At 49.7% G+C, this 22,392-nt stretch carries 24 protein-coding genes; 21 read left to right on the forward strand and 3 right to left on the reverse strand.

Features of this window, described 5'->3' with window-relative positions; genetic code table 11:
- Positions 1-195 precede the first annotated feature (195 nt).
- The 3 genes from ACN0T0_RS03665 to ACN0T0_RS03675 are packed head-to-tail and all read left to right on the forward strand — an operon-like array spanning position 196 to position 1,339.
- Complete coding sequence (locus tag ACN0T0_RS03665) at positions 196-777, forward strand: NUDIX hydrolase (RefSeq protein WP_417223450.1); 582 nt, start codon at positions 196-198, stop codon at positions 775-777.
- 48 nt (positions 778-825) lie between these two features.
- Entirely contained in the window at positions 826-1,023 is a 198-nt protein-coding gene (locus tag ACN0T0_RS03670; RefSeq protein WP_417223453.1) for a DUF1289 domain-containing protein, read from the forward strand.
- Positions 1,024-1,036: 13 nt separating this feature from the next.
- Positions 1,037-1,339, forward strand: coding sequence for an MTH1187 family thiamine-binding protein (locus ACN0T0_RS03675; protein WP_417223456.1), 303 nt, complete (start codon positions 1,037-1,039; stop codon positions 1,337-1,339).
- Positions 1,340-1,352: 13 nt separating this feature from the next.
- Here the strand turns inward: ACN0T0_RS03675 and ACN0T0_RS03680 are convergent, their stop codons facing one another.
- On the reverse strand, positions 1,353-2,633 hold the full coding sequence (locus tag ACN0T0_RS03680; RefSeq protein WP_417223459.1) for an HlyC/CorC family transporter: 1,281 nt from the start codon (positions 2,631-2,633) through the stop codon (positions 1,353-1,355).
- A gap of 105 nt (positions 2,634-2,738) precedes the next feature.
- Complete coding sequence (locus ACN0T0_RS03685) at positions 2,739-3,524, reverse strand: cytochrome C assembly family protein (protein ID WP_417223462.1); 786 nt, start codon at positions 3,522-3,524, stop codon at positions 2,739-2,741.
- A 257-nt stretch (positions 3,525-3,781) separates the two neighbouring features.
- On the opposite strand from ACN0T0_RS03685, the gene ffh reads away from it, so the two are divergent.
- The 15 genes from ffh (at position 3,782) to ACN0T0_RS03760 (ending at position 18,408) form a co-directional block, all read left to right on the forward strand.
- A complete protein-coding gene (gene ffh / locus ACN0T0_RS03690) occupies positions 3,782-5,173 on the forward strand; it encodes a signal recognition particle protein (protein WP_417223465.1) in 1,392 nt (463 codons plus the stop codon).
- A gap of 192 nt (positions 5,174-5,365) precedes the next feature.
- Positions 5,366-5,605, forward strand: coding sequence for a 30S ribosomal protein S16 (rpsP, locus tag ACN0T0_RS03695; protein ID WP_126157587.1), 240 nt, complete (start codon positions 5,366-5,368; stop codon positions 5,603-5,605).
- 31 nt (positions 5,606-5,636) lie between these two features.
- Positions 5,637-6,170, forward strand: a complete 534-nt coding sequence (rimM, locus tag ACN0T0_RS03700) for a ribosome maturation factor RimM (RefSeq protein ID WP_417223468.1) — start codon at positions 5,637-5,639, stop codon at positions 6,168-6,170.
- Between the two features lie 3 nt (positions 6,171-6,173).
- Positions 6,174-6,923 (forward strand): tRNA (guanosine(37)-N1)-methyltransferase TrmD, encoded by a 750-nt coding sequence (gene trmD, locus ACN0T0_RS03705; RefSeq protein WP_417223471.1) that lies wholly within the window; start codon positions 6,174-6,176, stop codon positions 6,921-6,923.
- A gap of 16 nt (positions 6,924-6,939) precedes the next feature.
- Positions 6,940-7,299, forward strand: coding sequence for a 50S ribosomal protein L19 (gene rplS / locus ACN0T0_RS03710; protein WP_215950319.1), 360 nt, complete (start codon positions 6,940-6,942; stop codon positions 7,297-7,299).
- 176 nt (positions 7,300-7,475) lie between these two features.
- Complete coding sequence (locus ACN0T0_RS03715; RefSeq protein WP_417223474.1) at positions 7,476-7,883, forward strand: hypothetical protein; 408 nt, start codon at positions 7,476-7,478, stop codon at positions 7,881-7,883.
- Positions 7,884-7,993: 110 nt separating this feature from the next.
- Positions 7,994-8,866, forward strand: coding sequence for a site-specific tyrosine recombinase XerD (xerD, locus tag ACN0T0_RS03720; RefSeq protein ID WP_417224011.1), 873 nt, complete (start codon positions 7,994-7,996; stop codon positions 8,864-8,866).
- A 168-nt stretch (positions 8,867-9,034) separates the two neighbouring features.
- The gene (locus tag ACN0T0_RS03725; RefSeq protein ID WP_417223476.1) at positions 9,035-9,778 is read left to right on the forward strand and encodes a DsbC family protein; all 744 of its coding nucleotides are present in this window, start codon (positions 9,035-9,037) and stop codon (positions 9,776-9,778) included.
- Positions 9,779-9,989: 211 nt separating this feature from the next.
- The gene (locus tag ACN0T0_RS03730; protein ID WP_417223479.1) at positions 9,990-11,285 is read left to right on the forward strand and encodes a homoserine dehydrogenase; all 1,296 of its coding nucleotides are present in this window, start codon (positions 9,990-9,992) and stop codon (positions 11,283-11,285) included.
- A 28-nt stretch (positions 11,286-11,313) separates the two neighbouring features.
- The gene (gene thrC, locus ACN0T0_RS03735) at positions 11,314-12,708 is read left to right on the forward strand and encodes a threonine synthase (protein WP_417223481.1); all 1,395 of its coding nucleotides are present in this window, start codon (positions 11,314-11,316) and stop codon (positions 12,706-12,708) included.
- 72 nt (positions 12,709-12,780) lie between these two features.
- Positions 12,781-13,590 (forward strand): YdcF family protein, encoded by an 810-nt coding sequence (locus ACN0T0_RS03740; protein WP_417223484.1) that lies wholly within the window; start codon positions 12,781-12,783, stop codon positions 13,588-13,590.
- On the forward strand, positions 13,583-15,316 hold the full coding sequence (recJ, locus tag ACN0T0_RS03745) for a single-stranded-DNA-specific exonuclease RecJ (protein ID WP_417223487.1): 1,734 nt from the start codon (positions 13,583-13,585) through the stop codon (positions 15,314-15,316). Before ACN0T0_RS03740 ends, recJ begins: the two co-directional genes overlap by 8 nt.
- A gap of 30 nt (positions 15,317-15,346) precedes the next feature.
- The gene (locus ACN0T0_RS03750) at positions 15,347-15,529 is read left to right on the forward strand and encodes a hypothetical protein (protein WP_417223489.1); all 183 of its coding nucleotides are present in this window, start codon (positions 15,347-15,349) and stop codon (positions 15,527-15,529) included.
- 110 nt (positions 15,530-15,639) lie between these two features.
- Entirely contained in the window at positions 15,640-16,488 is an 849-nt protein-coding gene (nfo, locus tag ACN0T0_RS03755) for a deoxyribonuclease IV (RefSeq protein ID WP_417223492.1), read from the forward strand.
- Positions 16,489-16,641: 153 nt separating this feature from the next.
- Positions 16,642-18,408, forward strand: a complete 1,767-nt coding sequence (locus ACN0T0_RS03760) for an EAL domain-containing protein (protein ID WP_417223495.1) — start codon at positions 16,642-16,644, stop codon at positions 18,406-18,408.
- On the opposite strand, the gene ACN0T0_RS03765 is transcribed toward ACN0T0_RS03760, so the two are convergent.
- Positions 18,401-20,176, reverse strand: coding sequence for a SulP family inorganic anion transporter (locus ACN0T0_RS03765; RefSeq protein ID WP_417223497.1), 1,776 nt, complete (start codon positions 20,174-20,176; stop codon positions 18,401-18,403). The genes ACN0T0_RS03760 and ACN0T0_RS03765 overlap by 8 nt on opposite strands.
- Before the next feature lie 279 nt (positions 20,177-20,455).
- Here ACN0T0_RS03765 and ACN0T0_RS03770 point away from each other — a divergent pair, with 279 nt between their 5' ends.
- From ACN0T0_RS03770 to ACN0T0_RS03780, 3 genes are all read left to right on the forward strand, one after another.
- Positions 20,456-21,097 (forward strand): NUDIX domain-containing protein, encoded by a 642-nt coding sequence (locus tag ACN0T0_RS03770; protein WP_417223498.1) that lies wholly within the window; start codon positions 20,456-20,458, stop codon positions 21,095-21,097.
- Between the two features lie 68 nt (positions 21,098-21,165).
- A complete protein-coding gene (locus ACN0T0_RS03775; RefSeq protein ID WP_417223500.1) occupies positions 21,166-21,606 on the forward strand; it encodes a DUF1249 domain-containing protein in 441 nt (146 codons plus the stop codon).
- A complete protein-coding gene (locus tag ACN0T0_RS03780) occupies positions 21,603-22,367 on the forward strand; it encodes a metallophosphoesterase (RefSeq protein WP_417223502.1) in 765 nt (254 codons plus the stop codon). Before ACN0T0_RS03775 ends, ACN0T0_RS03780 begins: the two co-directional genes overlap by 4 nt.
- Positions 22,368-22,392: the final 25 nt, after the last annotated feature.

Genomic DNA, 22,392 nt, shown 5'->3' on the forward strand with positions numbered 1-22,392 from the left:
AATGATCTATGGCATAAATATGATATTTGGCAGTAAAATCGTCGGCTTTTGGGCCGAATTATACGCGCCGAGTTGAACCGAAATGCGTTGAAATTGCGCAACAGCGCTAAACTTTCGCCGTAAGCAACGGTATGATGTTGTGACAATAATCATTATACGCATTGGTATTTAGTCTAACGTCCCATGATAGATCAGTTGAAACGAAAATTAGCCCTGTATTCCCCGAGGACGCTTCAGTGCGCTGGCCCTCAGGCGAGTGTGTTGATTGCGTTGACGGATAACCCTGCCGGCCCGGAAGTGATCCTGACCCGTCGCAGTGATAACCTCAGCACCCATAGTGGTGAAATTGCCTTTCCGGGAGGTAAGCGCGATGCGACCGATCCGGATCTGCTATTTACTGCCTTACGTGAAGCTGAAGAAGAGGTTGGGTTGAACCCTGCCCGGGTCGATATCGTTGGTCCATTGGGGGATGTGTTGTCGAAACACAAACTTCAGGTCAGGCCCTATGTGGGCATTATTCCGATGGAAACGGAGTTGATTCCTAATTTGGATGAGCTGGATCGGATTCACCGGGTGCCTTTGAGCTTTTTTCTCGAAGATCACCGTCACCATACTGATAAGATCAAGTTTCGCGGTATGACCCATTATGTGCCAGCCTATGAATTTGAGGGTGATATCATCTGGGGGCTGACGGCCTATATGCTGGTTGAACTTTTAAATGTTGGTTTTGATGCGCAGATTCCTATGAAGGTGCGGCCGGAACACAGTATCGCCTGAGCCATGCAGCTTGAGTATGGCACCACCTAAAATGATAAAACTGAAAATATGACCACTGAAAATACACCACCTCGTCCTATCCGCTCACCCTGTATTGGTGTATGTGCCCTTGATGAAAAAGATCTCTGTATCGCCTGTCGCCGAAGTGGCATGGAGATCGCTGAGTGGGGGTGTTTGACGGATGATGAAAAGCGAGCGGTATGGGCTTTGATTCGCCAACGTGAAGCGGAAGATAAACTCACCTGAAAGGGAGATAATAATGAAGGTAATGATTGATCTGTGTGTCATCCCGTTAGGGGTAGGCACTTCGGTGTCGGCTTATGTCACCGCTTGTCAGCGGGTTTTGCAGGAGTCGGGGTTATCCCATCAAATGCATGGTTATGGCACAAATATCGAAGGTGAGTGGGATGAGGTGTTTGCGGCGGTAAAACGTTGCCATGAAGTGGTGCATGAAATGGGTGCGGTGCGGATTAGCAGTAGTATGCGTATCGGCACCCGCACCGACCGGGAGCAAACCATTGATGATAAGATCAACAGCGTTAAATCTAAGTTAGCGGAGTAGTGTCACAGGAGCGTTACTCCTCCTCTTCCTCATATTCGCTGTCGTGAGTCATCGCGCGAATCGTTTTTATCTGGTTATCGCAGACTTGCAGCGTTTCGATCCGATAGTTGCCTATTAGCATACAGATGTTGGCATCCGGAATGGCTTCTAGAATTTCCATTACCAAACCATTGATGGTTTTTGGCCCATCGGTGGGCAGGCTCCAATTGAGCGACTTGTTAACATCGCGGATGTTAGCCGTGCCGTCGATAAAGAAGCTGCCGTCAGATTGCGGATAGATGTCCTGATTATCTTCTTTACCGTTGAGTGACATTTCACCAACGATCTCTTCGAGAATATCTTCGAGCGTGACAATACCTTGAATGTCGCCATATTCATCTACCACTAGAGCGATGCGACGATTTTCCTGCTGAAAGTTTAACAGCTGGGTTTGCAGCGGAGTACTTTCGGGGACAAAGTAGGGTTCGTGAATCACCTGCAGAATAGCGGCTTTGGTGACCGACTCTTGGCGGAACACCTGTGCTAGGTTACGCATATGCAGGATGCCGACAACTTTATTCAGCTCGCCACGGTAAACCGGCATGCGGGTATGGGCGGTTTTGCTGAGCTGGTCAATAATCTCTTCGAGGTCATTGTCCATGTCGATGCCGCCAACTTCGTTGCGCGGGATCATAATGTCGTTAACGGTGACATCGTCTAGCTCTAGTACGCCAAGCAGCATCGATTGGTTACGCTGTTGCAAGACCGCGCCGGATTCATTCACTAAGGTGCGCAGCTCTTCTGTGCTGAGGTGATGATTCTCGCCGGTGGTGACTTTAATACCCAGTAGTTTGAGCAGGTTATTGGTGATCAAGTTGACCATCCATACCAGCGGGTAAAGTAGTTTCAGCAAGGGCTGGAGTACATAAGCCGCGGGAAAAGCCACTTTTTCAGGGTGTAGTGCGGCAACCGTTTTTGGCGAGACCTCCGCAAAGATCAGAATCACCAGCGTAAGTGCTGCAGTGGCGATAAAGATGCCGCTTTCTCCCCAGATTTTCACCGCGATAATCGTGGCAATTGCAGAGGCTAAAATATTAACGAAGTTGTTGCCGATGAGAATCACGCCGATCAGTCGATCTGGGCGTTTCAAAAGCTTATTAGCCTTGATGGCTCCCCTGTGCCGGTTCTTGACTAGATGTCGTAACCGATAGCGGTTAAGTGACATCATGCCTGTTTCAGAACTCGAGAAAAAAGCTGAACAGAGGATCAGAAAAAAAAGCAGTCCCACAAGGGACTCAATCGATGCGCCTTCCAAGACGGTAAACCTTTGGTTGCTAGTAGGAAAGACATTGTCGGGTTAACCCCTGAAACTGTCAAGCATAGGAGGGTTTCTAAGGGCTTTTTCGTGAATTAAAGCGCTTTATAGCAGCAGTTCGACGACAAATTTGCTGCCGAAGAAGGAGAGCATTAGCACAATGAAGCCGCCGACCGTCCAGCGTATCGCTTTATGACTGCGCCAGCCGAGGAAGTGACGCCCTACCAGAAGTGTGGCGTAAAGTAGCCAAGCGAAGATGGACAGGATCGTTTTGTGCACCAGATGCTGAGCAAAAAGGTCGTCGAAAACGATGGCGCCGGTAATTAATGACAGGGTTAGCAGGATAAGCCCGGTCCAGATCATCTCAAATAGCAGGGCTTCCATTGTTTGTAAGGGCGGTAGTGAACGCAGTAATCCCTTGGTCTTATGATGCTTGAGGTGATATTCCTGTTTGGCCAGTAGAACCGCTTGAAAGGCTGCCAGTGTAAAGATGCTATAGGCTAAGATGGAGATCAGGATATGGATAACCAAACCAGCATCGTAGTGCCGCCCGACTGAGTCATCGAGGCCGAGCAGAGTAAAGAAGAGGGCTATGGCTGCGAGCGGGAAAATGCCAATAAACAGGTTGTCGATTTTTTGCCGCAGAGAGCTTAGCAACACCAGTCCGGCAACCAGCCAGCCGATCAGTGAGCCGGCGCTGAAAAATTCTAAATGAATTCCGCTAGGGCGATGTAGGTCTAAATAAGCGGAAAAACCGTGAGAGATAACAGCAACCAAACCGATCAAACGAATGATAAGTGGGTTTATCCTGCGTCCGCTTACATTCTGCCACTGTAAAACAGCAGCGATCAGGTAACAGATAATAGCGATAATTGCGGGCAGAGTGTGCATCAGAGATTAGCTCGTCAGTTCCATAGAATTTGCAGGAGCTAAGTGTGTCATAAATATCAGTGTGATGAAATATTGATACGGGCTCAATTAGTCGTTGTTCGGGCTCGCTGGTTATTTAATAGTCGGTCGGGCACTATTATCAGGTTCCTAAAGGGCGCGGCTGCTGTATAATAGCCGACTTTATTTTACTGTCACAGAGCAGATTCAAGGCTGGCTCTGGCATATACAGTAGCGGATTAACACCTCAAGGCGTAACTATGTTTGAGAATCTGACGGATCGTCTGGCGAAAACGCTTAAAGCGGTGACGGGCCAGGCAAAACTGACCGAAGACAATATTCAAGGCACTCTGCGTGAAGTGCGTATGGCATTGCTGGAAGCCGACGTAGCGTTGCCGGTTGTTAAAGCATTTATTAACAACGTAAAAGAGCGTGCCGTAGGAACCGAGGTCAGCAAGAGTCTGAGTCCGGGTCAGGTATTCGTTAAGATCGTTCAGCAGGAACTGGAAAAAGTCATGGGTGAGGCCAATGAAGGTCTCAACCTTGCGGTTCAGCCGCCTGCCGTGGTGATGATGGCAGGCTTGCAAGGGGCGGGTAAAACTACCTCGGTGGCGAAGCTGTCTCGTTTCCTGCGAGAGCGGGAAAAGAAAAAAGTATTGGTGGTGTCGGCTGACGTTTATCGCCCTGCTGCGATCAAGCAGTTGGAAACCTTGGCCGCTGAAGTTGAGGTGGACTTCTTTCCGTCGGATATCCAGCAAAAGCCGATCGATATTGTTAATGCGGCAATTCATCATGCCAAGATTAAGCACTTCGATGTTCTGATCGTCGATACCGCTGGCCGTTTGCATGTCGATAGCGACATGATGGATGAGATTAAAGCGCTGCATGCGGCGGTTAAGCCTGTTGAAACACTGTTTGTGGTCGATGCGATGACCGGTCAGGATGCTGCCAATACGGCTAAGGCATTCAATGATGTGTTACCGCTGACCGGTGTGATTTTGACCAAAACCGATGGTGATGCCCGTGGTGGTGCTGCGTTATCGGTGCGTCATATTACCGGTAAGCCGATTAAGTTTTTGGGTGTGGGTGAAAAAGTTGATGCTCTTGAACCGTTCCATCCCGATCGTATCGCCTCAAGAATTCTCGGTATGGGGGATGTGCTCTCCCTGATTGAAGAAGTCGAACAGAAAGTCGACAAAGAAAAAGCTGAGCGGCTGGCGAAAAAAGTTCAGAAAGGTAAAGGCTTTGATCTGGAAGATTTCCGTGATCAGCTGGAACAGATGAACAATATGGGCGGTATGGCTTCGCTGATGGATAAGCTGCCGGGTATGGGGCAGATGGGCCAAGCGATGCAAGGGGCTAATCTGTCGAGTGCCGAGAAAGGTTTTAAACAGTTCGAATCGATTATCAACTCAATGACACCGCATGAGCGTAAACGCCCGGATGTTATTTCTGGTTCACGTAAAAAACGTATTGCGATGGGTTCTGGTACTCAGATTCAAGATGTTAACCGTCTGCTGAAACAACATAAGCAGATGGCCAAAATGATGAAGAAGTTCTCCTCTAAAGCCGGTATGGCCAAAATGATGCGCGGCATGAAAGGTATGATGCCAGGTGGTATGGGCGGCCCAGGTGGCTTCCCGCGGATGTAACCGCTCTTTTGCGCTCATCTCGAATGTTTATTTTATAATCAAAAAGCTTCACAGGGCCGGCAAATTCACGTAATATGCCGGCCTGTTTTTTAAATGGGTGCAGTCTGCGTCGGCTTTCTTAAAAGTCGGAATGAGACTGTTATCTGTAAACTGTGAGCGATATCAAAACTCACTTAATAAAGGGACCTACGCATGGTAACTATTCGTCTAGCTCGTAGCGGCGCTAAAAAGCGTCCATTCTATCACCTGACTGTGGCTGATTCTCGTAATCCGCGCGACGGTCGTTTTATTGAGCGTGTTGGTTTCTTCAACCCGCTGGCTAAGGGTCAGGAAGAGACTCTGCGCATCAATCAAGAGCGCATCGAGTACTGGGTTGCTAAAGGCGCTCAGATGTCTGATCGTGTTGCTAAGCTGCTGAAAGAAGCTAAGTAATCATATTGAAGCAATCAGTCGGGTTTGAGTGATGAGTGGCTATACGTCTGAAGATATAACAACCGTCGGGCGCATCACCACACTTTATGGTGTCAAGGGATGGGTTAAGGTTTATTCCCATACCGAGCCGATGGAGAGCATCCTCGATTACTCACCATGGCTACTGAATATTAATGGTCAGTGGTTACCGTTCAAAATAGCGGATGGTAAAAAACATGGTAAGGGGCTGGTCGCAAAACTAGCCGGAGTCGATGATCGGGATCTCGCGAAACAGTATTGTGGCGTTGATATCGCGATAGAAACCAGTCTGCTTCCTGAATTGGAAGAGGGTGATTTCTACTGGAGCCAGTTAGAAAAGCTTGATGTATTAACCGAGTCCGGCGAAAAGCTGGGTAAGGTAAGTCATCTGATCGCTACCGGATCTAACGATGTATTGGTAGTGAAGGGTAACGCAGACAGCATTGATCGCCGTGAGCGATTAATTCCCTATCTGCCCGATCAGGTGGTGAAAGAGATAAACCTTGAAGAAGGTACGATTCGGGTCGATTGGGATCCGGAGTTTTAACCGGTGTGGATCGGTGTAATTACCCTTTTTCCGGAGATGTTTGAGGCGGTCACCCGCCACGGCGTTACCGGTAGGGCAGTGCGCAACGGCTTGCTGGGTGTGCAGTGTTGGAATCCTAGGGAATTCACACAGGATAAGCATCGTACGGTGGATGACCGTCCTTATGGCGGTGGTCCCGGTATGTTGATGAAGGTGCAGCCGCTGCGGGACGCGATCCAGGCAGCGAAACAGACTGCTGGTGGTAAGGCTAGAGTGATCTATCTATCACCGCAGGGGCGCCGACTTGATCATGCCGGGGTAAAGGAGCTAGCTGCTGAAGAGCGGTTAATTCTGGTTGCAGGGCGCTATGAAGGTATTGATGAGCGTCTGGTGGAAACCGAAATCGATGAAGAGTGGTCGTTGGGTGATTTTGTGCTCAGTGGCGGCGAACTACCAGCAATGGTAATGATCGATGCGGTATCCCGTTTGGTTCCTGGCGTGCTTGGCCATCAGGATTCAGCTGCCGAAGATTCCTTTAGTGATGGACTGCTTGATTGTCCGCACTATACCCGACCGGAAAAACTTGACGATATGTCCGTACCTGATGTGTTGCTTGGCGGTAACCATGAATCGATCAGACGCTGGCGTCTGAAACAGCAATTGGGTCGAACCTGGAAAAGGCGTCCTGAGCTGCTGGAAGATCTTGAGTTAAACAAAGAGCAGCAAACATTGTTAAACGAATTTATCCGTGAGACAGAAGCGTCTCAGGGTTAGTATTTAGGAGCGAGCGATGAGCAGCAAAAACTCTATCATTCAGCAGATTGAAGCTGAACAGATGAATAAAGAAGTGCCAGAATTTGCACCGGGTGACACCGTTGTTGTTCAGGTAAAAGTAGTTGAAGGCACCCGTCAGCGTCTGCAGGCGTTTGAAGGTGTTGTGATTGGTAAGCGTAACCGTGGCGTTAACTCTGCGTTCACTGTACGTAAAATCTCTCACGGTGTTGGTGTTGAGCGTACTTTCCAGACTTTCGCGTCTACTGTAGATAGCATTGAAGTTAAGCGTCGCGGTGACGTACGTCAGGCTAAACTGTACTACTTGCGTGAGCGTAGTGGTAAGTCTGCACGTATCAAAGAGAAACTGGCTAAGTAATCACTTACCCGGTTTGAGTATGAAAAGGCGGCTTAGGCCGCCTTTTTTGCGTTTGAAATTCGCGCTCAGAGTGAACTCACAGTAAAATGGTATGATTGCTGTATATAGTGTTGTGCTGTTGTTGTTATATGGCACTGCCAGATTATGAACTAAACTATCGCTTTTAGGTTGAGGCTTTGAAGAGACTATTGATCGGACTAAGCTCTGCTTTATTGCTGGTAGTTATCGGCGGCGCTTATGCGGGCGACGATAAACAAGCGATGCAGGTTGAGCCGCCAAAAGTAAAGGTGACAGAAGAGAAGCTGCGCCGAGAGGCGACCCGTGAAGCGATTCGACGGGCTGTGCGGGGCGATGTTACCGATGCCGCCGTGTTTGAAAAGCGTTATGAATCGATCAGTCATGAAGAAGTTGACCAATATATCGGTTGCTGGGTAAAGCTTGAAACCTATTTCGGCCGCAAGGTTGAAGGTGTGCTTCGGCGTGTGAAAGGCGATACTCTTTATATTGATGAGTATGTCGAGCGAGGCAACGCGACCTATCCGATTAATAAAACCAAATTGTCCCGCCTCAAAGTCTTACGCTGATTCTGTTTGTTAAAGGATGCACCTGAGTGACGAGCGAATTATCCACAGCTGAGCCTTCGGTTGATGGTCGCAAGACCGCAGAACGTCCATCCCCTGCTGATGTTGAATGGATAGAGCAGTATGTCGATGCGCTCTGGTTGGAGAAGGGGTTAAGTAAGAATACGTTGAGTTCCTATCGTCGCGATCTGTGTATCTATGCCTGCTGGCTCAATAGTCGTCAATCCTCTCTTTTACCATCGAGTCGTACCGATCTACTGAGTTATCTCAACTGGCGTGTTCGTCAGCGAATGAAAGCGAGCTCTACCTCCCGTCTCCTCTCCTGTTTAAGGGGTTTTTATCGTTATCTGTTAAGAGAAGGGGTATTAAGTGAAGACCCGACTTTGCAGGTTGAAAGTCCCAAGCGAGGCCGGCCTCTACCGAAAAGCCTGAGTGAGGTTGATGTTGAGTCGCTGTTGCAGGCTCCTGATACCGGCGATGCCCTTGGTTTTCGGGATCGGGCGATGCTAGAGATGCTGTACTCATCGGGTTTGCGTGTCAGTGAATTGGTAGGGCTACAGTTATCACAGATAAACCTTCGCCAAGGTGTTATTCGAGTGGTAGGTAAGGGTGATAAAGAACGCTTAGTGCCCTTGGGAGATGAAGCGGCTGATTGGTTGGTGCGTTATCTTAAGGAGGCGCGCCCTGCGTTGATACACGATGATGCCAATGAAGTGGTATTTCCGAGTCGTCGAGGGCAGCAGATGACGCGGCAAACTTTTTGGCATCGTATTAAACGTCATGGTTTAACGGCGGGTATAGAGCAGTTGCCATCCCCTCATGTGTTGCGGCATGCCTTTGCTACTCATCTATTGAATCACGGGGCCGATCTGCGGGTCGTACAGCTGTTGTTGGGGCATAGCGACTTATCGACTACTCAGATCTATACGCATATTGCCCAACATCGTTTACAATCGTTGCATAAGCAGCATCACCCACGCGGATGAAACTGCGCGTTTTTCAGGTTATTTTCAGTTTTAAGGGTTAGGCTGGAAACTAAGCGGCGCTTTTGGCGTCTTAAAAGCAGGTCTTTTTGTTGGGGTTTGTCATTAGAGCCTGTAGAGTAAAGTTTTTTTGATCAAGATGTCCGCAAGTGCCGGATATTAGAGGATATTATGCGAAAATTATTTTTCAGCTTAGTGGCGATGGCACTGCTGAGTTTCAATGTGTCAGCCGCTGACGCCGATAAAGAAGCCACTATTCGTGCTGCATTGAGCGCGCTGAACAGCAAAGTGCCGATTGTTGCTGTTGCGGATGCCGCTTTTCCTGGGCTTTACGAGGTCACATTGGCTAGCGGCGAGACACTGTATGTAAATGATACTGGTAGTCACTTTATTGTTGGTGAGGTATTTAAGGTTCAGGCCGATGGTCAGTTGATGAACCTGACAGAAGAGGCGCGCAAGTCTGGCCGTATTGATCAGTTGGATGCTATTAGCCGGGACGATATGATTATTTTCCCTGCTAAAGGTGAAACCAAAGCTCATCTGACGGTATTCACTGATACCGATTGTTTTTACTGCCGTAAATTGCACGGTGAGATGGAAGAGATTACTAAGCGCGGTATCGAAGTGCGTTATCTAGCCTTCCCTCGTGCGGGTGAGGGGTCTAAAACTCAGCATGTGATGGATGCAATCTGGTGTGCTGATAAGTCAGATCAAGCCATGCTGATGAATAAAGCGAAGTCTGGGCAGACCATCCCGATGCTTAGTTGTGAAGATAGCCCGGTTATGAGCCAATATCTGCTCGGGCAAAAACTTGGGGTAACCGGTACGCCTGCGCTGGTGTTGGAAGATGGTACGATGGTGCCGGGTTATATGCCTGCCGCTGATTTAGCTAAGCGGATGGGGGTTGTTAACTAAGGGGTGTAGTCGCCGTTGAGATAACAATTTCAATAGAAAGGGAGCTTAGGCTCCTTTTTCTGTCTTTAGATTTTGCAAAGATGATTTTTTTTGGCCAGAGATAAGGCGCTGCGTAGAGCTTAGGCTTGGATTTAGCTATAATGCGTGCCTATTTTTTAACCGCAGAAATGTCTGTCGCTCGAATAGCCTAGTAATAGCGTGAGGTAATGGTTTGAAACCTGTAAAAGTTGGTATCTGTGGTCTTGGCACCGTTGGTGGTGGTACGTTCAATGTACTCAAACGCAACGCGGAAGAGATCTCCCGTCGTGCGGGTCGTAGCATCGTTGTAGAAGCGATTGGCGCCCGTCGTGAAAATCCTGATTGCGACACCCGGGGTACCCATATTACAGCGGATATTTTTGAGATTGCCCGCAATCCCGAGATCGATATTGTTGTTGAACTGATTGGTGGTTATGACATCGCCCTTGAGTTGGTGATGACGGCTATCGAGCACGGTAAGCACGTTGTTACGGCTAATAAAGCGTTGATCGCGGTACACGGTAACGAGATTTTCGAAGCCGCGCAGAAAAAGAATGTGATGGTGGCGTTTGAGGCTTCGGTTGCGGGTGGTATTCCCGTCATCAAGGCGATCCGTGAAGGACTGTCAGGTAACAAAATCAACTGGTTGGCGGGTATTATCAACGGCACCGGTAACTTTATCTTGACCGAGATGCGCGACAAGGGCCGTGATTTCGCCGATGTGTTGGCTGAAGCTCAAGCGCTGGGCTACGCGGAAGCGGACCCAACCTTTGACGTGGAAGGCATCGACGCTGCCCATAAACTGACTATTTTGGCTTCAATCGCCTTTGGTGTTCCGTTGCAGTTCGATAAGGCCTATACGGAAGGTATCAGCAACATTACCGCGGCCGACGTGCAGTATGCTGAAGAGTTGGGTTATCGAATTAAACACTTAGGTGTTAGCCGTCGTAGCGAAAACGGTATTGAGCTGCGGGTGCATCCAACCATGATTCCAGAGAAGGCGTTGCTGGCTAATGTACATGGCGTGATGAACGCGGTGTTGGTCGATGGCGATGCGGTCGGTCAAACCATGTATTACGGTGCCGGTGCCGGTGCTGAACCGACTGCGTCTGCGGTCGTGGCGGATATCGTCGATGTGGTCCGGACATTAACGGCAGACCGTGATAACCGTGTGCCGCACTTGGCCTTCCAGCCGGGTAGTCTGTCTGAGATGCCAATCCTGCCGGTCGAAGAGATCGTGAGTGGATACTATCTGCGTTTGACTGTTAATGAGCGCCCAGGGGTGTTGGCTAAGGTTGCCTCTATTCTTAGCGAATCTGAAATCAGTATTAATGCGATTGTGCAGAAAGAAACTCATCAGCGCCAAGTGCCCGTCATTATCCTGACTCAGGATGTGAAAGAAAAACTGATGAACGAAGCGATTGTTAAAATTGAAGCGTTGGCTGACGTGAATGAAGCGGTGACTCGTATCCGCGTTGAACATCTGTAAGGCAACCGCAAAAGTAGGAATTTAGATCGTGAAATATATCTCTACCCGGGGCCAGGCCCCAGCGCTGAATTTTGAAGAAGTGTTGTTGGCAGGTCTTGCCAGCGATGGTGGTTTGTATGTCCCTGAGGAATTGCCGACCTTCAGTAAAGCGGAGATCGCCTCATGGGCGGGTCTGCCATACAGCGAATTAGCGTATAAGATCATTAAGCCATTTGTCGGTGATTGTGTTGCCGATGCTGACCTAAAACAGATGATCGATGAAACCTATGCTGGGTTTAATCATACTGCTGTTGCGCCGTTGAAAGAGCTGGGTACTAACGAATGGGTGTTGGAGCTGTTCCACGGCCCAACCTTGGCTTTTAAAGATTTTGCGCTACAGCTGCTAGGCCGGTTGATGGATTATGCCCTGACTAAGCGTCAAGAGCGTCTGGTTATCATGGGGGCAACCTCTGGAGACACCGGTTCTGCGGCGATCGAAGGTTGTCGTCATAGTGAGCATCTGGATATCTTTATTCTGCACCCTTACAACCGAGTGTCGGAAGTTCAGCGCAAACAGATGACCACGATTATTGAAGATAATGTGTTCAATATTGCCCTAGAAGGCAATTTTGATGATTGTCAGGAGATGGTTAAAGACAGCTTCGCAAATCAGGATTTCCTCGGTGGTCGTAAGCTGGGGGCAGTAAACTCGATCAACTGGGCACGTATTATGTCGCAGATCGTGTATTACTTCTCGGCGTCTCTGGCGGTGGGTGGGCCGCATCGCGATGTAGCGTTCTCAGTGCCAACCGGTAACTTTGGCGATATCTTTGCCGGTTATCTGGCTAAGCAGATGGGCTTGCCGATCAGTCAGTTGGTGGTTGCCACCAATAAAAACGATATCCTTCATCGGGTGATTTCCGGTAATGATATGAGTAAAGGTGAGTTGGTTCATACCTTGTCACCATCAATGGATATCATGGTGTCGTCTAACTTTGAGCGTTTGCTGTTTGATGTCTATGGCCGTGATGGTGCAGCGATTAGCGATTTAATGGCGAAGTTTAAAACAGAGGCGGTACAGCTTGATCCGCCGCGCTGGGAAAAAGTTCGTGAACTGTTTGATAGCTTTGCCTGTGATGATGAAGCTACTTGCAATACCATTGCTACGGTGGCCGCTGAAACCGGTTATCTGCTAGATCCACATACCGCGATTGGTGTGGCTGCCGGTCGTGCCTGTCAGCGAGATGCTAGTGTGCCGATGATTGTGTTGGCGACGGCGCATCCGGTGAAATTTCCCGAAGCAGTGCTAAAGGCAGGGTTGGAGTCACCTCAGTTGCCGGCCCATATGGCGGACCTGTTTGAGCGTGAAGAGCAGTTCACCGTGCTGCCTAATGAACTGACGACCGTACAGCAGTTTGTCGCTGAGCATGTCCACAGCGACTAAGTGCTTGCTGCTTTGATACTAGCCCGTTAGAGTCTCTGACCTTAACGGGCTTTTTATTGGGGGATAACAAGCATGGACCTGTTTTTTCTGTTGTCGAAAGGTTTTTGGGTGTTAGCCAATCCGGGAAACTTTCTCATTCTGTTGTTGGCCCTTGGGCTATTGAAAGGTTGGCGTGCTCTCTCTTCTGGGGTCGCGGTCTGTTTGCTATTGATCACCTTCTATCCGGCAGGGGATCTGCTCTTGCAACCGTTGGAAAAGCGCTTTTCAGCCCCGACGTCTATGCCGCAAGAGATCGCCGGTATTGTGGTGCTCGGCGGTGCCGAAGAGGCGGAATTAAGCCACCTTTGGCAGCAGCCACAGTTTAATATGGCTGCCGAACGAGATATGGCTATTTTGCCGCTGTTACAGCGTTATAGTGATGCGCCGGTGATTCTGACCGGAGGCTCGGGCAAGGTGCTTAACGCCGAGTATCGCGGCGCAGATGTTCAACAAGCGTGGCTTGCTGCGCAGCAGCTTGATCATCGGGTGATATTTGAACGGGATTCACGTAATACCTTCGAAAACGCGATCTACAGTCAGGATGTAATCCCGGCCGGTGTCGATTTTAATGACCCTCGTGGTTGGTTGTTAGTCACTTCGGCCTTTCATATGCCGCGTTCGGTGGGAATTTTTAGGCTGCAGGGCTGGAATGTTATTCCCTATCCTGTGGATTATTACTCCCGGCCTATCGGCTTAAGTAGTTGGCGTGCCGACTTAGGGCGTAACCTTTATGAACTTTCAATCGGTGTACGCGAGTGGATTGGCCTAGTGGCTTACTATGTAACAGCAAAAACCGGTTCGTTATTTCCATCAGCTAATTTGGATATCAGTGTTAATGAGTGACATCATCATTCGTCGCCGAGAGGCGGACGCGAACAGCCCTATTTTTAATCAGGTGAATCCGCTGTTAGCGCGTATTTACGCCAGTCGAGGGTTGGATGATGTTGCCGCATTAGGACGTAGTTTGCAGCAGTTGCAAACTGGTCGGGATATGCTGGGGTTAGCCGCAGCAGTCGAGCGTTTGGTGTTGGCGTTAGAGCAGGATCAGCAGATTCTGATTGTCGGCGATTTTGACTGCGATGGTGCGACCAGTACTGCCGTCGCTATGCTTGGGCTGGGGATGATGGGGGCGAACCGGGTGAGTTACCTAGTGCCCAATCGGTTTGAGTATGGTTATGGGCTTAGCCCAGAAATTGTTGATGTTGCCGCCAAGCAACAGCCGGATCTGATTATTACGGTAGATAATGGCATCTCCAGCGTCGAGGGCGTTGCCAGAGCCAACAGTCTTGGCATCGATGTACTGGTTACCGATCATCACCTGCCTGGTGAGATACTGCCGGCGGCATGTGCCATTGTTAATCCTAATCAGCCGGGCTGTCAGTTTAGTGAAAAATCGACCTGTGGTGTGGGCGTCATCTTCTATGTAATGACTGCCCTGCGTCGAGTGCTGGATGAACAGCAGTGGTTTGAGAAACGCGGGCTGGCTAAGCCTAACCTTGCGGCCTTACTCGACCTTGTTGCCTTGGGGACCGTGGCGGATGTGGTGCCGTTAGAGCAGAACAACCGTACACTGGTTTATCAAGGCTTGCAGCGCATCCGTGCGGCTAAAGCGCGCCCCGGTATTATGGCGTTAATTGATATCAGTGGTCGGCAACGTAGCCGTTTAACGGCGACCGATCTGGGGTTTGCTTTGGGGCCGCGTTTGAATGCCGCTGGGCGCCTAGATGATATGTCGATCGGTATCGAGTGCCTGTTAACCAATAACACTGAGCGGGCTCAGCAACTTGCATTGCAACTCGACAGTCTCAATCAAGAGCGTCGAGGGATAGAGCAAGAGATGCAGCAGCAGGCAAATGCTCTGCTCGAGGAGCTGGAACTGGAGGCCGAAGGTGCGTTGCCGTTTGGTTTGTGCCTCTATGATGTGGATTGGCATCAAGGGGTTATCGGCATTTTGGCCTCGCGCATCAAAGAAAAGTTTAATCGCCCGGTGGTTGCTTTCGCGGTAGGTGATGCCGGCGAACTGAAAGGCTCGGCCCGTTCGATTAACGGGTTTCATATTCGAGATGGTCTTGATGCCGTTGCAGCAAAACATCCCGAATTGCTGAAGAAATTTGGTGGCCATGCGATGGCTGCGGGAATGACCATTGCGGCGGAAAATCTAGGTTTGTTTCAGCAAGCGTTTGATGCCGAAGTGCGTCGGCAGTTGAGTGCCGAACAACTGCAGCATGCAGTGCTGACCGATGGTAGTTTATCCGCAGCAGAGTTGACCATGGAGATGGCCGAGCTACTGCGCGAAGCGGGCCCTTGGGGGCACCAGTTTCCGGAGCCGTTGTTTGATGGTGAGTTTTCCCTGTTGCAGCAACGTATCGTAGGGCAGCGCCATCTAAAATTAGTGTTGATGGAGCCCGAAAGTGGCACCGCCATCGATGCGATCCACTTTAATGCTGATATGGAGATCTGGCCGAATGATAGCGTGCAGCGGGTGCGCGCTGTGTATCGGTTGGATGTGAATGAATTTCGCGGGCAGCGTAGCCTGCAATTAATGATTGATCACCTGCTGCCACTTTAAGGCGGCTATTTTTTTAATGAGAGCAAAACGATGAATGATTTTACCCTAGACGAACTAAACACACTGGTTACTGTATTTGAGAAAGCCGGTATTAGTGATGATGGTAGTGCTGAAGCCCTGATGTTTAGTCGTGTTAAAGCCGCACAAGCGGAACGTGCCGAACTGGAAAGCATGGATTTTGATGATTGCCTCGGCGGCGGCTGCAAGCTGTAACCATCAATGTCTCGGCGCAATCGGGGATACCGGTTGCGTACTATTGAGCCTATTTAAACGTTGCCTCTGCCGTTTAACGGCCATTTAATAAACTCTGTAAGGTGTTAGCGATGTATTATGTCGGCGCTCATGTCAGTGCCAGCGGCGGTGTTGAAAATGCTCCGCTGAATGCGGCCAAATTGGGGGCGAATGCCTTTGCTCTGTTCACTAAAAATCAGCGTCGCTGGGAAGCGAAACCGCTCACGCGGGGCAATATCAGCAAGTTTCGTGATAATTGTGAACGGTTAGGGTTTAAGCCGGAGCAGATTCTGCCCCATGACAGTTATCTGATTAATTTAGGTCATCCTGAAGCAGAACCGTTAGCAAAATCCCGCGCAGCTTTTATCGATGAGTTACAGCGCTGCGAGCAATTAGGGTTGTGCTACCTAAACTTTCATCCCGGCAGTCATCTGCGTAAGGTGGATGAAGAGACCTGCCTGAATACTATTGCCGAGTCGATCAACCTAGCGCTGGATAAAACAGCGGGTGTGACCGCTGTCATTGAAAACACCGTCGGGCAGGGGAGTAACCTAGGTTGTCGTTTCGAGCATCTGGCGCATATTATCGACCGGGTTGAAGATAAAAGCCGAGTGGGTGTTTGTCTTGATACCTGCCATACCTTTGCTTCGGGTTACGATCTGCGTGACCGGGCGGATTGCGAGCATACCTTTGCTGAATTTTCTCGTATTGTCGGTTTTGAGTATCTCAAAGGCATGCATCTGAATGATTCAAAAGCGGCTTTCGATAGCCATAAAGACCGCCACCATAGTTTGGGGATGGGTGAAATAGGTTTGGAAGTGTTTCGTTTTATTATGTCCGATGAGCGCTTTCAAGGCATTCCGCTAGTTTTAGAAACAATAGATGGCAAAAAGTGGACAGAGGAGATTCAGATGCTCCGGAGCTTTTCTTTAGGCGAGTAGCGGACGCTTTGAACGGGGTGCTCTGATGGCGGGAGGCCCGCCTAGCACCTAGCAAGTGTGCTTCCCGCTGGCGTAAAAGCTCCGCTTGTCATCTTACTGTCACCTGCGCTTAATAAGCTGTCGGAACTAGCCGCCATTGCCGACACTTTGAATATGACCGTTTCGCAGATTATACCCGACCGTTATGCCCAGCTTCAGGAACTGATTGAAACGGAACAGTTATATCCTCATTTTCAACCCATCGTGGATCTACGTCGGGGCGAAGTACTGGGCCATGAAGCGCTGATTCGGGGGCCGGAAAATAGTGAGCTGCATTCACCCTTGGTCTTGTTTAGCACCGCCATGGCATGTGGCTTGGAGCATCGGCTAGAGTTGCTGTGTCGTCGGCTTTCACTGGAAGCCTATGCGCGCCAAGAGTTGGAAGGTAAGCTGTTTCTGAATGTCAGTGCTTCTCTGTTGGGGACGCCAGAACACCGCAAGGGTTTAACTGCTGAGTGGCTCAAATCCCTTAATATCCCATTAGATTCCATCGTTATTGAGATATCCGAGCAGCATCCGTTTGATAATTACGGGCTAACGCTGGACGCGATTAACTATTATAAACAGATGGGTTTTAAAGTCGCGGTGGATGATCTCGGCACGGGCTACTCAGGGTTGAAGCTCTGGTCTGAACTGCAGCCAGATTATGTCAAAATTGATCGTCATTTTATCCACAATGTCGACCGCGAGCCGATTAAGCGACAGTTTGTGAAATCGATCTGTAGCATTGCCAATGGGGTTGGCTCGAAGGTGATTGTTGAGGGGATAGAAACCCGCTCAGAGCTAGTCACCCTAAAAGAGTTAGGGGCAACAATCGGGCAAGGTTTTTATCTTGGGATGCCCACACAGCAGCCGAAAATGGAGTGCGATAGCGAAGAATGGCTACCCCGTAAACGCCGTGCGGGCAGTGAAAAAGATATGGCCGAGACCGCTGCGGTGCTGATTCACCCAGCGCCTGCACTTAGTTTTGATGATCAAATGGGATATACCGCTCAGCTGTTTAGCGATAATCCCCTGTATGATATTTTGGCGGTTTTGGAAGAGGGGCGTCCGATCGGGACTGTTCATCGTTCTGACCTGCTAGAACTGTTTTCCACCCAGTACGGTCGCGCTTTATATGAAAACCGTCCGGTTACTCGAATTCTGGATAGCAAGGCGATTATTATTGAATCGGACACCAGTCTAGAGCAGGTGTCGCGGTTAATCACCGAGCAGGATGCGGTGTATCTGCATCAGGGGTTGGTGATTACCAAGGATGGTCATTATCAGGGTATTGGTAATGTTCGGGATCTGTTGAAAAATATCACTGAATTGAAAATTCGCAATGCCCGCTATGCTAACCCGTTAACCCTAATGCCGGGTAATGTACCGATCAACCGAGAGATTGATGGGCTACTAAAACAGACGGAAAACTTCCGTGTTGCCTATTTTGATATCAATTTCTTTAAACCATTCAATGATAGCTATGGCTATGTGAAGGGGGATCGCCTTATTCAGCTCCTCGGTGAGCTATTGACTCGCCATGCGAACGGCGAAAATTTTACCGGTCATGTGGGCGGTGATGACTTCGTGGTCGTGTTTCGCACGGACGATTGGCAGGCCTGCTGTGAGTTGATTTTGCAGGAGTTTGATCAAGCCATTCGGGAGTTTTATAGCCCAAAAGATTTAGAGCAGGGAGGAATTTGGGCGGCTAGTCGTAACGGTGATTCAACCTTCTACCCGGTGCTTAGTCTTTCCTGTGGTGTAGTGCATCCCGACCCCTACTGCTGCGTCAGTTATCATGAAGTCGCTGAGTTGGCCGCGCAGGCTAAGAAAGAAGCCAAAAAGCGCGAGGGTAGTTATCTGTTTATCTCTCAACGGCGAAAAATACGTCCTAACTGAGTTGACCCTTACTCGGCTGTCCCTCGGCGGTCGCTTTTGTCAGTGCACACATGGCTTCATCCGCGGTAAAAAACACCTGCCCAGGACTGAGTTGTTGTAGAAATGTGGTTTGTTGTAAGCGGTCCATAATCGGGCCTTTGACCTCGGCGAGGTGCAAGGTGACACCCTCTGAAGCGAGTTGCAGGGTTAGGTTTTCTAAACTTTCTAGAGCGCTGGCATCGATAAAGTTAACCGCATTACAGATCATAATGACATGTTCGACCTCCCGCCGAGAGGCGCACTGTGCCCGAATAAAGTCTTCCACAAAGCGGGTGTTGGCAAAATAGAGACTTTCATCCACACGAATCGCTAGTATATGTTTATCAGTGGTTACTTCGTGGCGGGCAACATTACGGAAATGCTGACTGTTGCCAACACGGCCGACAACGGCGATATGGGGTTGGCTACTGCGGTAGATGAACAATAGGAAAGAGATCCCGATACCGCAGAGAATACCAAGCTCAACCCCCAGTGTGAGTACGGCGATAAAGGTGCTGAACATAGTGAGTGCATCGGCTTTATTGAACGTCCAGCTAGCACGAAAGGCGTGGATATCGATCAATGGTAGAACCGCCATAATGATAACGGCTCCCAGAATGGCTTTGGGTAAGTAATAAAACAGCGGCGTTAAAAAACTAACCGTTATCGCCACCATCAGTGCCGCTATGATTGAAGCGATTGTGGTACGCGCCCCTGAGGCGAAGTTCACCATTGAACGACCAAAACCGCCGGCAACCGGGTAGGTGCCACTGAAAGCCGCTCCTAGGTTGGCTGCACCGAGTGCGACGAGCTCTTTATTGGGGTCGATCCTTTCCCGTTCACGGCTGGCGAGTGTGGTACCCACGGAAACACTTTCGAGAAAGCCAATCAGGGCGATCAATATGGCAGGGGTTAACAGCTGTTGCCAAAGCTGTAGATCGATACTGATCAGTCCAATAACGGGGAGTCCCTGCGGTATTTTGCCGATAATGGCGATCTGGTCGTGTTGAGCCAAGCCGGAGCTGGCAACGAATAGGATGCTGATGATCATGGCAAACATTGGCCCGGCACGACAGAGTGGTTGGATCAGCCAGTCTGGCAGCGGCGATCGACTGAGGATGCCCGCCAGCTTTGCTTTGCAAAACCATAGTACCAATAAACCGAGTAAACCCAGCAATAGGGTGATGCCGTTGATGCTGCTGAGGTGTTGTAGTAGAAAGCCCAAGGAGTCGGTGATAAAGCCGTCGTTGGGGATCGCTAGGCCGGTCAGGTGGCGTAGCTGGCTAACGCCAATTAATAGGGCGGCAGCACTGGTAAAACCTGAGATGACCGAGTGACTCATAAAGTTCACAATCGATCCCAATTGCAGAATCCGTAAACAGATAAGAATCGTACCAACCAAGAGTGATAGATTGATAGCGATCGATACCGGATCACCCAGACCGCTAGCGGTGGCATCGGCAATAGTGGAACCGACCATTAATGAGGCGATAGCCACGGGTCCGACCGCTAAACTTCGGCTTGAGCCGAGTAGGGCATAGATTAGCAACGGAATAATCGCCGCATATAAACCGTATTGCGGCGGTAGGCCGGCCAGAAAAGCATAAGCCATGCCTTGAGGGATCAGTAGTACCCCGACGACCATCCCGGCGATAAGGTCACTAATGAAGTCGCTCCGTTGATAGTCGCTTAACCAGCGAGTCAGCGGAAAATAATGACGTAATGTTGCTAAGCGTTGGGGTGATGGCATTAAATCGAGACAGACCTTGTATTGAATGGTTGATAGTACTAAATAGAATATCGATATTGCTCAATATTATAACTCCTGTTCAGAGTGCCTGACCAGTCATGGTATATTGGCGCACTGTTTATCATGGCTGCATTGTTGATGCACTGAGGTGCTCTAGCCCCAAGCCTTATTAAGGCTCGATACACACTGTTGGCGCTGAGTTGAGCCGTGCCAGTGTTCGGTCCTCAGCCTAGCATTCCACTCAAACGTAACATTTAGCACTTAACTGGGAGCTTAGCGATGGCTAACTGGCAACCTACCTTTACCGCTGCGGATGCAGCCATCATTGCGCAGGAGCGTACCTGTGATGGCTTTTTTAAAATCCGTCGCTTAACTATCCGTCATGCGCTTTTTGAAGGTGGAGAGATTGAGATTGTGCGGGAGCAGTTTCAGCGCGGAAATGCTGTCTGTGTGTTGTTGTTTGATCCCGATCATGATGCCGTGGTGCTGGTGGAGCAGTTTCGTGTTGGCGCGTTGGGTAAAGCTGATAGCCCGTGGTTGTTAGAACTGGTGGCGGGTATTGTTGAGCCGGGTGAAACGCCGAAGGATGTCGCTCTGCGTGAGTCGCAAGAGGAAGCCGGCGCCTATATTGATAATATTGTATCGATTACCCGTTATTTGCCTAGCGCTGGGGGATGTGACGAATATGTTGATCTACTCTGTGCCCGCGTGGATAGCACGATCGTCGGTGGCGTACATGGGCTTGCTGAGGAAGGCGAAGATATTCGAGTGCATGTGCTACCCTTTGCTGAGGTTTGTGAATTGGTAGCCAGCGGCGTGATCGATAATGCCGCCACCATCATTGCGGTACAATGGCTACAATTGAACCGGCAAACGCTGCTGCAAGGCTGGGGTTATCTGCCACCCCTAGAAGCTAAATGATGACTGTGCATGAGCGGTGAAGAGTAAAACTTAAATTTTAAACGCTGTAGATTTAAGAGCTGTCGAAAATGAAAAAACGTTATATTCCTGATCTGGTTAAGCAGATGGCCGATTGTGAGGCCAACTATCTGCGTCTAATGCGGTTGATGCCGGATATCGAGCAGCGCGATGAGCGTGCGTTCGATGTTCATTGTCATCAACAGCAGAGCACTGTTCGCCTGCAGGTTGAGGAACGTTTTACCTATACGACCACGGTCTTGGTCTCGCAGAGCTTCGATCACCATTGGCTGGAAGCTCCGAGTCTGATCGTGAGGATGTATCATGATGCCCGTGCAGCGGAAGTTATCTGCCTGAAAAGTAAGCGTCACTTTCGTGGCGTTTATAGTTACCCGAATGATCAGATGCATCAAAAAGATGAGAAAGCGCAGCTGAATCAGTATCTTGGTGAATGGCTGAGCCATTGTCTCAGTCATGGGCAAGCCACTGAAGCGGCGTATAGCTTTTCATGAACCCGTTCACTGTTGCGCAGATTACTGATTGTCATCTGCAAAATGATCCAAGGCAAGATTACCGAGGCCGGGATGTCGAGCAGCAGCTCGATTGTGTGGTCGATGATCTGTTGGCTCAAACCCCCGCAGCTGAGTTAATCCTATGGACCGGTGATTTAGTCCATCACGGTGCGCAGAAGGGTTATCACCGTTTAAATGAACGGCTTGCTGCATTGCCGTTGCCGAGCTATTGGATTCCCGGTAATCATGATGATGCTGATCTGATGCGACAGCTGGGTGGCAAACTGAATCAGCGGACGCTTGTTAAGCAGGGATGGGCGATTATTCTGCTCGATAGTACTTCTGAGCCAGACGGTCAGGGTGGTGGATGTTTAGCGTCACTGGAGTTGAGTTTTCTGGAGCAGCAACTGCAGCTGTATAAGGATTATCATTGCCTGATCGGGTTGCATCACAACCCACTACCGGTCGATAGCGAATGGCAAGATAGTATCATGCTGGCGAATGCCGGTGCCTTTTGGCGTATTCTGGCCTCGCATCAACAGGTCAAAGGTGTCATTCATGGCCATGTTCACCAACCGGGTGATCACTTATATCAGGGGGTTCGTGTGTTGATGACTCCCGCGAGTTCGGTGCAGTTTAAGGCGCGATGTCGGCAAATGACCCTCGAGGATTCCCCGGTGCTAGAGTTGCCGGGCTATCGATTATTGCAGCTTTATCCTGATGGCCGGATAACGACCTCGGTTAAAAGAGTCGCCTGTTAAGGTTGCAACACTCAGCGCTCTCCGG

It is taken from the genome of Amphritea sp. (assembly GCF_048266285.1).
Classification (GTDB): Bacteria; Pseudomonadota; Gammaproteobacteria; order Pseudomonadales; family Balneatricaceae; genus Amphritea.